This window comes from Priestia megaterium, from assembly GCF_041941685.1.
Taxonomy (GTDB): Bacteria; Bacillota; Bacilli; order Bacillales; family Bacillaceae_H; genus Priestia; species Priestia megaterium_C.
In genome coordinates, this window is the sequence record NZ_CP130958.1 from 1,225,366 (window position 1) to 1,239,087 (window position 13,722).

Below are 13,722 nucleotides of genomic sequence, written 5' to 3' on the forward strand. Positions count from 1 at the left end.
AATGGAGGGATGGAATATGACGATGAAAACGGTAGATGTGGCAAAGGCGCTGGGAATACATCCAAGTACGGTATTAAAGTGGGTCAAAATGGCGGATATCGAGCTAGAGAGAAATGAATCGGGACACTGTGAGTTTACAGAAGAAAATATTGAAGCACTTAGAAACTTTCAAAAAAACCGCAATCGTCAAGCCGTCGTCAAAGTGGTAGAAAAAGTAGTAGAAAAAGAGGAAGTCGTTATATCTGATGAACGTGCGCAAGACATGCAAAAGCAGCTTGATCAGCTTTTTTTAAGGCTGATTGAAAATGAAAAGCGTACAGAAGAAAAAGCGGGAGAAGTAGTGACCTTTCAAATTTTAGAGCATCGTTCAGAAATCGATCGATTAAATAAAGTTATTACGAAATTAGAAAATCGAGTAGTGGAACTTGAAAGTCAGTTAAAAAGTGAAGATAGCTTAAAAGCCAAAAAGCCTGTTCCGAGATGGAGAAGCTTTTTAACCGGTATTTTTAGCTACTAGCGGCGATTTACCATAACGGTAAATTGCTTTTTTTATGGAATTTTATGAAAAATACATCAATTCGTACAGATTTGTGGAAAAAAATCTCAATAATAGTTGACGAAACGCTTAGTAATTTGATAAAACTAATTAAGTTAAGAAAGTGAAATACTTTCGTAAATACATATTCGTTATCATGTGATAGCGATAAGGAGAGTGACAAGTGAAAAAAAGAGAAGAGCTCGTTCAAGAAATGGAGACGCTGTTTCGCTTTGTGTTCAGACAGCTTCGCCAAGAAATTAATGAAGTATACAATTCAGAGCTATCAACAAATGAATTTATGGTGCTTCGTATGCTGGTTGACTCCGGCAGGCAGCGATCAACTGATTTATCAAAGTATCTTCAAGTGTCAGCAAGCCACATTACGGCGGTAACCGACTTGCTTTTATCAAAAGGCTACATTGCACGCAAACGGTCTGAAAACGACCGGCGTATTATTGATATTGAACTGACCAAGGAAGGACAGGATATTTTTAATGCTATTCAAGAGAAGAAACGAGCCTATTTCCTTGAGCGTTTTGAGCACTTTACAGATAAAGAAATTGAAACGGTGAATAAACTGTTTCACAAAATTAAAGGCGATCAAAAATAAAGCGCTTTAAATACGGAAGAATAATCAGTGAGTATGAGCTTCACTGATTATTTTTTTTGTTTTAAAACGCAAAGAGTATAAAAGGCAAGTTAGTTGGTGAGAACATAAAATCAGCGTATAATAATAGAAAGAACACATGAAGGAGGTCATCTTTTTGACAGAACAATATGAAGTAGCAACTTTTGCCGGAGGCTGTTTTTGGTGTATGGTGAAGCCATTTGACGAACAGCCAGGCATTATAAAAGTTGTATCTGGCTATACAGGCGGTCACAAAGAGAACCCGACGTACAAAGAAGTATGCTCAGAAACAACGGGCCATTATGAAGCGGTCCAAATTACATTTGACCCAGAAGTTTTTCCATATGAGAAGCTTTTGGAACTATACTGGCCTCAAATTGATCCAACGGATGCAGGCGGACAATTTGCCGATCGAGGCGACTCGTATCGAACAGCTATCTTTTATCACAATGAATACCAAAAGACACTAGCTGAAGAATCTAAGCAACAATTAGAAGCAAGCGGCCGTTTTTCTGAGCCGATTGCTACACAAATTCTACCGGCAAAACCGTTTTATGAAGCGGAAGAATATCATCAAGGTTACTATAAGAAAAATAAATTCCGCTATGCTATGTATCGACGCGGGTCTGGACGTGATCGTTTTATTAAAGAAAACTGGAAAGACTTTGGACGCGACGAGCAGCTGAAAACGACATTAACGCCTATTCAATATGAAGTTACTCAAAATGACGCAACGGAACCTCCGTTTCGCAATGAATTTTGGGATCATACAGAAGATGGTATTTATGTAGATATCGTATCAGGAGAGCCGTTGTTTAGTTCAACTGATAAATATGATGCCGGATGCGGATGGCCGTCTTTCACAAAAGCGATTAATAAAGATGAAGTAAAAGAAAACATGGACGTTAGTCATAATATGGTTCGTACAGAAGTACGAAGCAAAACGGCTAACTCTCATTTAGGTCATTTATTTGATGATGGTCCGCAAGATGCAGGCGGCTTGCGTTACTGCATCAACTCAGCAGCTCTTCGCTTTGTTCCGAAGGAAGATTTAGAAAAAGAAGGATACGGGGAATACGCTGTTTTATTTAACAAATAAAATAATATGAAAAAAAGAGCGTGATTCAACTTAAAGTTGGCTCACGCTCTTCTTTTTGTGCTTTCTTTTGTTTTATTTTGGCTCGAATGAGGCTATAGAGAAAAAGGAAAGGAATGTAGCCATAAATAAAGTAAAAGCCGGTCATGGATAATCGTGTATTAAGCTGATCGATGGTTTCCCGATCATCAAAGAAAATAGAAAAACCAAGAAGGGCAATAAGAACTAATATGAGAAAAATCGTAGGCGGCTTATTAAATGTTTTACTAAATCCACGAATTGTACACCATACGCTGACAGCAATAGTAGGAAGAACGACTAAAAGCCACAGAGAAATTAAAATATATTCAAAACGCTGTAAAAATGGGATTTCAATAATTTTAGCCATCGTTAAAGTTGGCCAGATGGTATGAGCTAACTGTCCTTGACTAAAGTAAGCAAATGACACTAATGCTGTGCACAAGTATAAAAAAGTGCTGAACAAGACGCCATATTGCCCCCACTTTTGGCTAGTAGCGCCATTTTTTATAAAAGGATAGAAAAAAAGCACGGATTCAAATCCTAAATTATCAAAGGTCATCATCTTAGTTGAAATTAAAAATTCCCATATTGTGTGATCAAACAAAGGAAATAAATTATTAAGGTGCCCATATTTTAATGGATAAATCAATGCAAATACGAGAGGCAAGGGAAGCATAACCCCCAAAAAAGCAATTCCAGTGATCACGCGAAACCCACCAGAAACTGTATAGTAAATAATAGGCAAGTATACAAGTGATACGATCCATGTTTCTAACTGTGGAAACATCCATATTTGTAAAATCTCTACGTATGTTCGGTAAATCGTTAGTGCAAAGATAAAATAATAGATGGAAGCGGCAAGAGTGAAAGCTCCTCCGAGGTATTTCCCGAAATATAACCGGTGAATATCAACAATATCGCTGTTTTCACGGGTCAAAATATTAAAAATCATGGCTAGTAAAATACAGACGCTAATTGCAGCAAGAAAGATGGATATCCAAGCCTCGTATCCAGCTCCTTTAATAATATAACGCTGAAACCCTAGTATACCAACGCCGATTTGCGTAGAATGCACTAAGAAAAAAAGAAAAGAAGGGGATACTTGATTTTCTTCTTTAATTGTATTATGCATCTTTTCTTCCTCCTAGTTGCTAATCCCGGTTTGAATAAGGTGAACGCGAGCTTTTACTTCAATATTCATATCCGGATATTGCGCTTTGAATTTTTCGCTGTTAAACCCGCGTGTTTTACTTCGAACATAATCTGTAAAACAAATGGGGTCGATTTTATGCTGCTGAAGTTTCTTAATAAAGGCATTCCCATCTTTTTCAATATCTTTTTGAAGCGTTTTTTCAACCATTTTAATACTAGCGGGGTCTGTCAAGTCTATCCATCCGGGAAACTCTTTTACAAGGCCATCGATCGTTAAGTGGGCAACGATATTTGGATGTTGATGATTTCCTTTAATTTCATACTTTGTTTTGGCACGCAAGTTCTGCAGTATAATTTCGCCTTTACGGTCGTTATCTTTAATTTTTACTGAGTAGCGGCCGTGCTTTGTTCCGCTTGTTAGCAGCTTAAATAAAAACGTTTCTTTCATTCCGATGGTGGTAACAACTTTTTGATCTTTGAAAAGTGCCAGCCCCTTTAATTTAATAGCATCTTTTTCTTGAGCTAAAACAGGAAGATACGGGTCGCGATCGTCGCTAAAAAAGCTGAATAAAAAGATTTGTAAATTGGTGTTAGGAAGATTTTCTGTTTTGATATTTTGTTCAACCAAATTAGAAATAAACTGATAGTCCTTAATCTTCTTTTTTGTAACGGAGCTCAATAATTCATGTGCGTTTCCGTCTACAATGCTTAATTTAATATTACGTCCAAGGTCTGGGTTTCTAGCAATCGTATTTACTAATTCATCTACTCCATGTGTTGCGAATTCTTTTCCCATGACGATGCTCCTCAGCTGCCCAAAAGCGACCGGAAGAGAGGATTTATTGTTTAAACGAAGTGGAATATCAAATGATGAATTAGCAGTAGCCGCAATAATACTTGGTTCTTCCGTTGGCCCGTATTTATAGATAGGATATAAAATAGTTCCTCTGACTTTATTGCTTTGAGGGATATAATCATATCCTATGGAGTTGACTACTTGAATTTCGTCAATCGTTTCACGGTCTGCACAGCTCGTTAAGAAAGTAAGGCAAGTGCATAAAATAAGTATTCTTTTCATGATGTTTCCCCGCTTTACTCATTGTCTAAATTACTTTTTCGTTTCATCTTATTTGCTTTATTTGGGTTATAGCGGAAGCGCTCTAAAGGGCGCAAGTAGCTTGGGCGCTTGGACGTATGACTATAGGGCAAGCGCAGAAAGGTATCTCTATACTCTGTTGGACGAAACGGAAAAAGCGGAACAAGATAAGGCATGCCCAAAGATTTTAAGCGAAGCAAATGAACCAGCAAGAAACAAAAGCCAAATGTGATGCCGACTAAACCGAACGCAGTGGCAAACAAAATAAACGGAAAACGTAGCAGTCGGATCGTGTTAGACATTTTAAAAATAGGCGTTGTAAAAGAAGCTAAAGCTGTCAGTGAAACAATAATAAGCAAAATATTGCTTGTTAGCGCAGCTTCGACTGTTGCTTGCCCAATAACAATCCCGCCTACGATTCCCAGCGTTTGCCCTACTTTTGTGGGAAGCCTGGCTCCGGCTTCTCGAAGCAGTTCAATAGTGATTTCTAAAAAAAGTACTTCGATGACCGGTGGAAAAGGAACGTTTGTCCTTGAAAAGATAATAGGCCCCAGAAGATCTTTTGGAAGCATCTCATAATGATATGTAACAATGGCTACATAAAGAGGCGTAGCAAAAATAGAGAAAAAGACGCCTAAAATACGAATAACTCGGAAAAATGAACCTAGAACCCACGGTAAATAATAATCTTCAGGTGAAATGAAGAAGTCAAGCAACGTTGACGGTCCCGTAACTGCGTATGGGGAACCGCTCGAAAAGAAGGCAGCTTGCCCATTCAACAGACTAAACAGGACACGATCAATGCGCTCTGTTGTTAAAAAGAGCGGAAACGCCGTAGAAGAATTATCGGAAATTAATTGATCAAGCATTGTACTATCAAAAATGACGTCAAAATCTATATCTTCAAGGCGCTGCGTCATGGTGTCTACGTGCTGAGGGTTCGTTACGCCTTCTAAATAAACAAGAACGACGCGTGTTTTTGATTTGTTTCCTACGGTGAGCTCTTTAAAAATAAGATTTTCGGAAATGACCGTTTTTCTCATTAAATAGAGATTGACATCTAAATCCTCCACAAAACCAATTTTAGGACCGACGACGCTGAACTCATTTTCTGTTTCATTTTCTTTTCGAAACCCTGTATCAAAGCTTTGAACTTTAATAAGAGCTACTAGCTTATCGTCTTTATGCAATTGAAACATCACATAGCCGCGCAGCATCTTTTCTAAAATTTCTTTTGTATCTTTTGTAACGGAAATATCTTCAATCGGCAGAACATTTTCAACTTCATATATACTGCTTAACGTGAAGTCTAATTTTTGAAAAGGTTCAAGTATTTTATCTTCAACACTTTGCATGTTGACCAGCTGCTTAAAATAAGTAATGATGTATTTTCGATGCTGCGAGCCAATGGCTAATGTTGTAAAATCACTTGATTTTTTAAATTGGTTAATCAGTTCATCCAATGATTTTTTGGGCTGATCATCTGCATTTTTTCTTTTAAATAAATTTTTAAACATAACCGTGCCCCTCGCATGACTTTCTATTACTGGTAGTTTGTTCATGTACTCCCTTTTTATTCGACTATTTTTTCTTAAGAAGAAAGGAAGAATATAAAGACAAACTTTACACTCTTTTACAGTGGGTAAACAGTGGATTTACGTTTGAATGATAACTTTAGATAGGTCAAAGAAAATTACATAAAGGAGCGGGTACATTTATATGAAGAAAAAATTAGCAGGTATTACACTGGCAGGAGCAGTAGCATTGGCCTCGTTTGGTGTAGGAAACTCACTTATTCAAACGGAAGCAAAAGTGGAGCATAAGTCAGCTAAGAAACCTCAAAATGTCATTATGATGGTAATGGACGGGACGAGTTCAAATGCTACTACACTCGCAAGATGGTACAAGGGAAAACCGTTACATATGGATCAGCTGATGGCCGGGGGAGTACGTGCGTATTCGGCAGAATCTGCTATTACAGATTCCGCTCCGGCAGCTACTGCTTTAGCAACAGGAAATAAATCAAATTCAGGTTATGTAGGTGTGCTCCCTTCAGTAGTGAATACACCTGGGGTTAAATCCGTAAAAAAAGAAGATCAATTTCGTCCCGTAGCAAACGTTCTAGAAGGAGCAAAGCTTTCAGGGCGCGCGACAGGAATTGTGGCTACTTCTGAAATCCAGCACGCCACACCAGCTGGTTTTTCAGCCCACAACTATAGCCGTGATGATTTTCAAACGCTAGCGGAGCAGCAAGTGTATCAAAACATTGATGTAGTGCTTGGAGGAGGTAAGCAATCTCTTCTTCCGGGAAAAGAAGAAAAAAGCCGGAAAGACGGTGAAAACTTAGTCAATGTATTGAATAAAAGAGGATATGACTTTGTAGAAAATAAAAAGGAATTAGAGCAGTCACGCGCCAAAAAAATCTGGGGGAGCTTCGCCGACCGAGACTTAGCGTATGATATGGACCGACCGCAGACAAAAGCAGAACAGCCAAAGTTGTCCCAGATGACAAATAAAGCAATAACAACACTATCCAAAGATAAGGACGGTTTTTTCTTATTTGTTGAAGGAAGCAAAACGGATTGGGCAGCTCATGCGAATGATCCAGTAGGAATGATTAGCGATGTATTAGCGTTTGATGAGGCAGTGGGCAAAGCAGTAGAGTTCGCTAAAAAAGATGGAAATACGATGGTTATTGCGATTGCCGATCACGGAAACAGCGGTCTTTCAATCGGTAATGCAAATACAACAAAAGGATACGATACCACACCTGTTTCTGCTTATATTGATCCATTAAAAAAAGCAAAAATGACGTTAGAAGGTGCTACGTCTAAATTAAAAGAAGAATTTATCAAATAAAGAAGAAGTAGCTGCGTTGTATGGTTTGTCAAATCTAACTTCAGAGGAAAAAGCGCAGCTGACTAAAGCAAGAGATAAAAAAGAAATCAGTGCTACACTATCGAAGTTATTAGCCAACCGAGCAAACCTTGGATTCACAACGGGCGGTCATACGGGTGAGGATGTATTTCTGTATTCGTACGGCTTAAATCGACCAACGGGGCACTTTGATAATACGGAGATTGCCAAACATATGGCTAAATCAATGAATATTAACTTAAATAAGTTAACAAACGAATTATTTATTGAAGCAAATAAAGCTTTTAAAGGCTCAAAGGTAGCGGTTGACTCAAAAGACAAAAACAACCCTGTGCTGGTTGTTACAAACAATAAGCGAACGGTACGTTTCCCAGTAAATAAAAATATTGCTATTGTAAATGGAAGAGAAATTCAAATGGACAGCGTGGTGGTACAGGATAAAAAGAATCGCTTCTTTGTACCGAAACAAGCACAGCAAATTGTAACAAATGAAAAATAAGAAATGAATGCAAAACAGGCCTGGTTATAACTTAAGGCCTGTTTTTTTACAAATAATAGCTGGTTAATTAGGTGTATGTAGCCTTTATAGAGGGATGAATTGATTTATTTTACAAATAAATAGTTTTGAACACTTAAAGGAATGGAAAGTCTTCACGTTTAACTATATGTGATTTATACTATGAAATGGTATAATAATCATAGTTTTAAAAGGAACTAGTTCGGAATACATATGTAAGTTCATAACTTTGTATGCTAGAATTTTTATAATAAAATGAATAAAAAATACATAAATTCTTTTGGATGAAATCACAAAGTCATGATTATTAAGGATAATATGTAAGTAATTACCTTGAATAAAAAGTAAAAAAATTAATAAAAGTATGGGTGAAAGAGCATAGAACATGTTTTAATAGTAAGAGAAAATAATATGATTGAAAGGAGCGTGCCACCTTTATTGAAAATGTTAAATAAAGATTTTGGCATGCTGATTTACAGATTATAAAAAGGGTATTAAATCATTGTTAGGAAAATAAATGATAATAGATAAACGGTTTTTAAGTCTTCTTCTAGAAAACCTACAATTATTGCAATATTCCCCATGAACAATCGTTGTGCGTTCCATTAACGATTAGCGTCCGTGTAGATCATTCATCTCAACATAAAAACACTATAACGATGTGTAGACATGCATAAAACAGAATGGGCAATAGTTCGTATTATACTTTAACATTGTATCCTAGGGGAGTCAGGATGAACAAAATTAACTTAATTATTGCCGATGATAACGAAGATTCGGTTGAAATTTTAGATTATTTTATAGAGCAGCTTCCGGAATTTGAAGTGATTAGCATCTGCAAAGACGGAGAGCAGCTTGTACAGGAAGTGATGGCTAAGAGTCCAGACCTTTTGCTCGTAGACATTAATATGCCTACGATTAACGGTGTAGATGCAATAAAAAAGTGCCTGCGCATTAAGCCGAATTTAAACTTCATTTTTATCACCGGTTATGATGAATTTGCTGTGAAGGCATTTGAGTTGTCAGCACTGGATTACATTGTAAAACCGATTGAGAAAACCAGACTTTATATGGCGTTAGAGCGGGCAAAAAACTCCATCGGAATGGATAAAGATCAGTCAAAAAAGCCAAGTAATCAATTAAAGAGACTGCCTGTAAAATTTAATGGGTCTACTTATTACATTCCAATTGATCAAATTATTTTTATCGAAAAATCGGGGAAAAAATGCTTAATCTACACTCAATCACGTGTCTATGAGACATATGAAAATATTAGTGATATCTATATGTATTTGAATCCTTCTGTATTTAGTCAAACACACCGGTCTTATATCGTAAATTTACAGAAAGTTTCGCACATCACACCAAAAAACGAAACATATCTTGTTTATTTCTTAGAAATTGATGAATATGCTCATATCTCAAAATTAAAAATCCAAGACGTTCAAAAACAGCTGCATCAGTTAATGACGAATTAAGAAATGCTGCTGCTTCTAAAATAGTTATGTTGATGAAAGGACGAAGCTTATGTAAGTTTCGTCTATTTCATGTGTCTGCTTTCGGAACAAATGATAGTAATATAGTTCTTATGAGGAGAGTTAGATAGAAGAAGTAACGTTGAATTGAAAGGAAAGAAAATGATTTCAATTACTGGTCACTATAATGAATTTACCGTATTTCTTGCTGTCATTGTAGGGATTCTTGCCTCTTATACAGCACTTGATATTATGAGCAAAATGATGAAAAAACACCGGAACAATTATTTGTGGCTTACACTGTCAGCGGCTTCAATGGGGCTTGGAGTGGGGGCGATGCATTATATTGCTATGCTTGCTTATTACGTTCCTGTTAGCTTTCATTTTGAAGTTATACTTTCTGTCCTTGCTTTAATAATAGCGATTAGCGGGTCACTAGGTGCGTTTTGGACATTCTGGAAATGGCGCACGTCGGTATGGTCAGGGCTTATTTTAGGAAGCAGTATTCTGGGTACGCATTATACTGCAATGGCAGCAATCGAAACAGAAGCACGCATTCATTATGCCGTGCTATCTGTTTTGCTTTCCATCATCATCGCCCTGATCGTTGCATTTTATGCGATGCACTTGTTTTTTCGTTCGAAAAGTGTGAAAGCTAATCCGTTTCTTAAACTTGTTAGCTCTATTTTATTAGGCATTGGAATTTCAGTTATGCATTTCATCAGTATGTATGGAATGAAGCTGCATATTGCACACTCCGTTGCTAGAAAATGGGGCCAGTGGCTGCCATATCAAGCGCCATTTTCCAATATTATTGCAAGTATCACAATTACGCTGCTCATTGTCTTCCTGCTCGTTGCAGCTTTTAAGCGTCAGGAAGAAGTGAGAGAAAGTCAATTAAAAGAAGAGTATTATCAATCTCTTTTTAACTACAATCCCAATATTGTGTGTGCGGTTGATTTGTACGGCAATATTCAAACGATTAATCCAAAAGGAACAGAACTAACAGGATACACGTTGCATCAAATGGAGAAAATTCCGTTTCCTTATATGTTTAGAGAAGCTGAGAAAGCTGAAGAATATATGTGGAAATCCCTGAGCGGAGACTCTGTTTATTATGAGGCAACGCTCATTCGCAAAGATGATCAGCCTGTATATGTTGAAGTAACGCAAATGCCTATTATTGTTCATGGTCAAATTAAAGGCAGTTACGTTATTGCCAAAGATGTGACAGACCGAAAAAAGGCTCAACAGCAGCTTCTGGATTTACAAGAAGATTTAAAACGCACGCTTTCACAGCAGGATGGGGCTCTTTTTAAATTTGTGAAAAACGATAAAGGGTATATTCATACCATGTGCGAAGGCAAAATGGTTCGTGAAATGGGATATGAGGAAATAGATGTTGTCGGTAAAACACTTGAAGAATTTTTGCCTGAATCCTACGCCGAAGAAAATAAAAGGTACTATGAGAAAGCATGGGCGGGAGAGAAGGTGTCTTATGAAGTACTTTTGAACGATTTTGCTTACTATACGAAGTTAATACCTCATATTTACAAAGGAGAAGTAAAAGAAGTTATTGGTTCTATAGTAGATATTACCGATCTTCACGAAGCAAGAGAAAAGCTCGCTAAAAGTGAAAGCATGTATCGCTCCGTTCTTTCTACAATGTCAGAAGGTGTGGTGTTTCATGACCTTGAAGGAAATCTAATTGCTGCCAATGCCTACGCTGCTAAAATTCTAAACGTGCCTTACGACCAAATGTTATCGGTTAACCCGTTTGGTTTAGACTGGGAAATTATTCATCCTGATGGCACAGCTTTTGCACTGGAAGACATTCCATCTGTCCGCTGTCTTCATACAAAAGAGCCCGTACGAAACACGGTTATGGGCATTTATTTAAATGAGAAAAAGTTGACTTGGCTTTCAGTGAATGCTGAACCTCTTCAAGAAAGCAAATATTATAAAGGCGTAGTTGTCACATTTTATGATATTACAAAACAGCAGGAACAAGAACAAGATTTGCTTCATTCCAATCAGCAAATGATTATAGCAAAAGAAGAAGCCGAAAAGGCAAATCAAGCCAAGTCTGAATTTTTATCAAAAGTAAGCCATGAGCTTCGTACGCCTTTAAACAGTATTTTAGGTTATGCACAGATATTGGAAGAGCAAGGGGAAAAAGATTTAACAGAAAAACAATTGAATCGTATACGAAAAATTTTAAAAGCAGGTAATCATCTTCTTTATTTGATAAATGAAACGCTTGATTTATCGAAAATTGAATCAGGTCACTTAGCCATTAATCTTGAACCGGTGTCGGTAAAAGAGGCGATTGAAGACGCGCTTAAAATTATGAAACCATTAGCAAAAGATAAGCATAGTATACTTTATACTCACTTTCATGCATACCAAGAAGTCTTTGTTGAAGTAGATGAACTTCGGTTTCAGCAGATCTTATTAAATCTGCTTACCAATGCCATTAAATATTCGCCCGCTTATCGCGATATCACTATCTATACTGACATCACTCAGCATCACGTAACTATATCGATTGAAGATAAGGGCTTTGGAATTCCAGCTTCAGAATCAAATCGGATTTTTGAGCCTTTCTACCGTGTGAATAGACTAGAAAAAGACGGAACAGGAATTGGGTTGGCGCTTGTAAAACAGCTTGTTGTATTAATGAATGGAACGTGCGGAGTGCAAAGTGAAGAAGGAAAGGGCAGTACATTTTGGGTTCGTTTTCCCTTAGTACATCCACCTGTTCCTAAACAATTATGCGATGAAGGAGAAGCCGAGCCGTTTTTAGGGTTTTCCATGCCGACATCACTTGTATATATTGAGGATAACGATACAAATATTGAGCTTATGCAATCGATTCTTTCTCCATATAAAAACGTTAAGCTTTTAGTTGCCAAAACAGGAGAAAACGGCATCGGGCTAATCAGGTCCATTTCACCGGATATGATCTTAATTGATATTGATCTGCCTGATATGAATGGTTTTGAGGTATGCACACAGCTTCAGCTGGAAAAAGAGTTGAAGCATATTCCGCGAGTCGCCCTGAGTGCAAGCGCGATGCAAAGCGATATTGATCAAGCTTTTTTAGTTGGCTTTAGTGAATACGTAACAAAGCCTATTCATATTGTAACGTTTTTGAACGTATTAAAACGCTTAACAAAAGCTTAACAAAAGGTTAGAGGGCTTTTAATTGACTTATTAATGAACCTTTTATAAAATAAAAACAACTTAATACATTTACTTCTTACGGAGTAAAGGGGAGTAGCGTCAGGGAAACCTGAAACAAAGTCGTCATTACATGGAGTATTCCATCGGCTTTGTTGGCATAATGATTATGCTTAGCAAGACCTTTGCCATATTTGGCAAAGGTCTTTTTGTGTTTTATTCCGGTAATGAGGATAAATAAACTTATACAAAGAAACGAGAGGGGATTTTTATGGATGCATCACTTTTGTTAGAGTATGGATGGGTACTGCTAGTGCTGGTTGCATTAGAAGGAATTTTGGCGGCGGATAATGCTCTTGTGATGGCTATTATGGTCAAACATTTACCGGAAGAAAAGCGCAAGAAGGCATTATTTTACGGATTAGCCGGTGCCTTTATTTTTAGATTTGGTTCGTTGTTCTTGATTTCATTTTTAGTCGACGTATGGCAGCTTCAAGCTATAGGAGCCATTTACTTATTATTCATTTCCATTAATCATATTGTGAAGCGATATGTGAAAAAAGACGATCATGAAAAAGTGAAAGAAGCAGACGAGAAAAAGGGCTCAAGTTTCTGGATGACGGTTTTAAAAGTAGAAATAGCAGACATTGCTTTTGCCGTTGATTCAATTTTGGCCGCTGTGGCTCTCGCCGTTACGTTGCCAACAACAAATCTTCCTCAAATTGGCGGACTCGACGGCGGACAATTCTTGGTGATCTTCGCCGGAGGAATTATGGGACTAATTATTATGCGTTTTGCTGCAACTTGGTTCGTCAAGCTATTAAATACGCGTCCAGGCCTAGAAACGGCGGCTTTTGCTATTGTAGGCTGGGTAGGGGTTAAGTTAGCGGTCTATACCCTTGCTCATCCGGAGTTAGGTATTATTAATGAACATTTCCCTGAATCAAAAGTGTGGAAAATTACGTTTTGGATTGTGTTACTTGGCATAGCTGCTTCAGGCTGGTTTCTATCTAAAAATAAAGAACAAACTGATTTTGAAGGCTCAGAGAAAGAAAAAGAATCGTTAAAAAAAATTGAAAATCAATAATACAAAAAAACGCTTCTTCAATGTTAATTGAAGGCGCGTTTTTTATATAGGG

9 protein-coding genes, 1 pseudogene and 1 riboswitch are annotated in these 13,722 nt (G+C 37.4%); of the genes and pseudogenes, 7 read left to right on the forward strand and 3 right to left on the reverse strand.

Translation table 11 applies throughout. The annotated features are described in order from the left end of the window. Nucleotides 1–16: 16 nt before the first annotated feature. From Q5794_RS06435 to msrA, 3 genes are all read left to right on the forward strand, one after another. Nucleotides 17–517 (forward strand): MerR family transcriptional regulator, encoded by a 501-nt coding sequence (locus tag Q5794_RS06435; protein ID WP_057238776.1) that lies wholly within the window; start codon nt 17–19, stop codon nt 515–517. Between the two features lie 202 nt (nt 518–719). Beyond that, entirely contained in the window at nt 720–1,148 is a 429-nt protein-coding gene (locus Q5794_RS06440; protein WP_013082191.1) for a MarR family winged helix-turn-helix transcriptional regulator, read from the forward strand. A 154-nt stretch (nt 1,149–1,302) separates the two neighbouring features. Then, on the forward strand, nt 1,303–2,265 hold the full coding sequence (msrA, locus tag Q5794_RS06445; RefSeq protein ID WP_082603755.1) for a peptide-methionine (S)-S-oxide reductase MsrA: 963 nt from the start codon (nt 1,303–1,305) through the stop codon (nt 2,263–2,265). Nucleotides 2,266–2,290: 25 nt separating this feature from the next. Here the strand turns inward: msrA and Q5794_RS06450 are convergent, their stop codons facing one another. From Q5794_RS06450 to Q5794_RS06460, 3 genes are read right to left on the reverse strand one after another with little or no spacing between them, the layout of a single operon-like run. Continuing rightward, the gene (locus tag Q5794_RS06450; protein ID WP_374988900.1) at nt 2,291–3,415 is read right to left on the reverse strand and encodes a GerAB/ArcD/ProY family transporter; all 1,125 of its coding nucleotides are present in this window, start codon (nt 3,413–3,415) and stop codon (nt 2,291–2,293) included. A gap of 12 nt (nt 3,416–3,427) precedes the next feature. Next, nucleotides 3,428–4,513: a Ger(x)C family spore germination protein gene (locus Q5794_RS06455; RefSeq protein ID WP_098366634.1), complete on the reverse strand. Its 1,086-nt coding sequence runs from the start codon at nt 4,511–4,513 to the stop codon at nt 3,428–3,430. A 14-nt stretch (nt 4,514–4,527) separates the two neighbouring features. Continuing rightward, nucleotides 4,528–6,048, reverse strand: coding sequence for a spore germination protein (locus tag Q5794_RS06460; protein ID WP_374988901.1), 1,521 nt, complete (start codon nt 6,046–6,048; stop codon nt 4,528–4,530). Nucleotides 6,049–6,250: 202 nt separating this feature from the next. On the opposite strand from Q5794_RS06460, the pseudogene Q5794_RS06465 reads away from it, so the two are divergent. The 4 genes and pseudogenes from Q5794_RS06465 (at nt 6,251) to Q5794_RS06480 (ending at nt 13,670) form a co-directional block, all read left to right on the forward strand. Further along, nucleotides 6,251–7,907 (forward strand): annotated as a pseudogene (locus Q5794_RS06465) (alkaline phosphatase). A gap of 752 nt (nt 7,908–8,659) precedes the next feature. Beyond that, the gene (locus Q5794_RS06470; protein WP_075420694.1) at nt 8,660–9,403 is read left to right on the forward strand and encodes a LytTR family DNA-binding domain-containing protein; all 744 of its coding nucleotides are present in this window, start codon (nt 8,660–8,662) and stop codon (nt 9,401–9,403) included. A gap of 144 nt (nt 9,404–9,547) precedes the next feature. Beyond that, nucleotides 9,548–12,586 (forward strand): PAS domain S-box protein, encoded by a 3,039-nt coding sequence (locus tag Q5794_RS06475; RefSeq protein WP_374988902.1) that lies wholly within the window; start codon nt 9,548–9,550, stop codon nt 12,584–12,586. A 76-nt stretch (nt 12,587–12,662) separates the two neighbouring features. Continuing rightward, nucleotides 12,663–12,757, forward strand: a riboswitch (yybP-ykoY riboswitch). Nucleotides 12,758–12,854: 97 nt separating this feature from the next. Beyond that, nucleotides 12,855–13,670 (forward strand): TerC family protein, encoded by an 816-nt coding sequence (locus Q5794_RS06480; RefSeq protein WP_214985515.1) that lies wholly within the window; start codon nt 12,855–12,857, stop codon nt 13,668–13,670. Nucleotides 13,671–13,722: the final 52 nt, after the last annotated feature.

Excerpts from the sequence above, each read along its gene's own strand:
- Q5794_RS06480 (WP_214985515.1), top strand. The coding sequence starts at position 12,855 with ATGGATGCATCACTTTTGTTAGAGTATGGATGGGTACTGCTAGTGCTG.
- Q5794_RS06460 (WP_374988901.1), bottom strand. The coding sequence starts at position 6,048 with ATGTTTAAAAATTTATTTAAAAGAAAAAATGCAGATGATCAGCCCAAA.
- Q5794_RS06435 (WP_057238776.1), top strand. The coding sequence starts at position 17 with ATGACGATGAAAACGGTAGATGTGGCAAAGGCGCTGGGAATACATCCA.
- Q5794_RS06455 (WP_098366634.1), bottom strand. The coding sequence starts at position 4,513 with ATGAAAAGAATACTTATTTTATGCACTTGCCTTACTTTCTTAACGAGC.
- Q5794_RS06470 (WP_075420694.1), top strand. The coding sequence starts at position 8,660 with ATGAACAAAATTAACTTAATTATTGCCGATGATAACGAAGATTCGGTT.
- Q5794_RS06450 (WP_374988900.1), bottom strand. The coding sequence starts at position 3,415 with ATGCATAATACAATTAAAGAAGAAAATCAAGTATCCCCTTCTTTTCTT.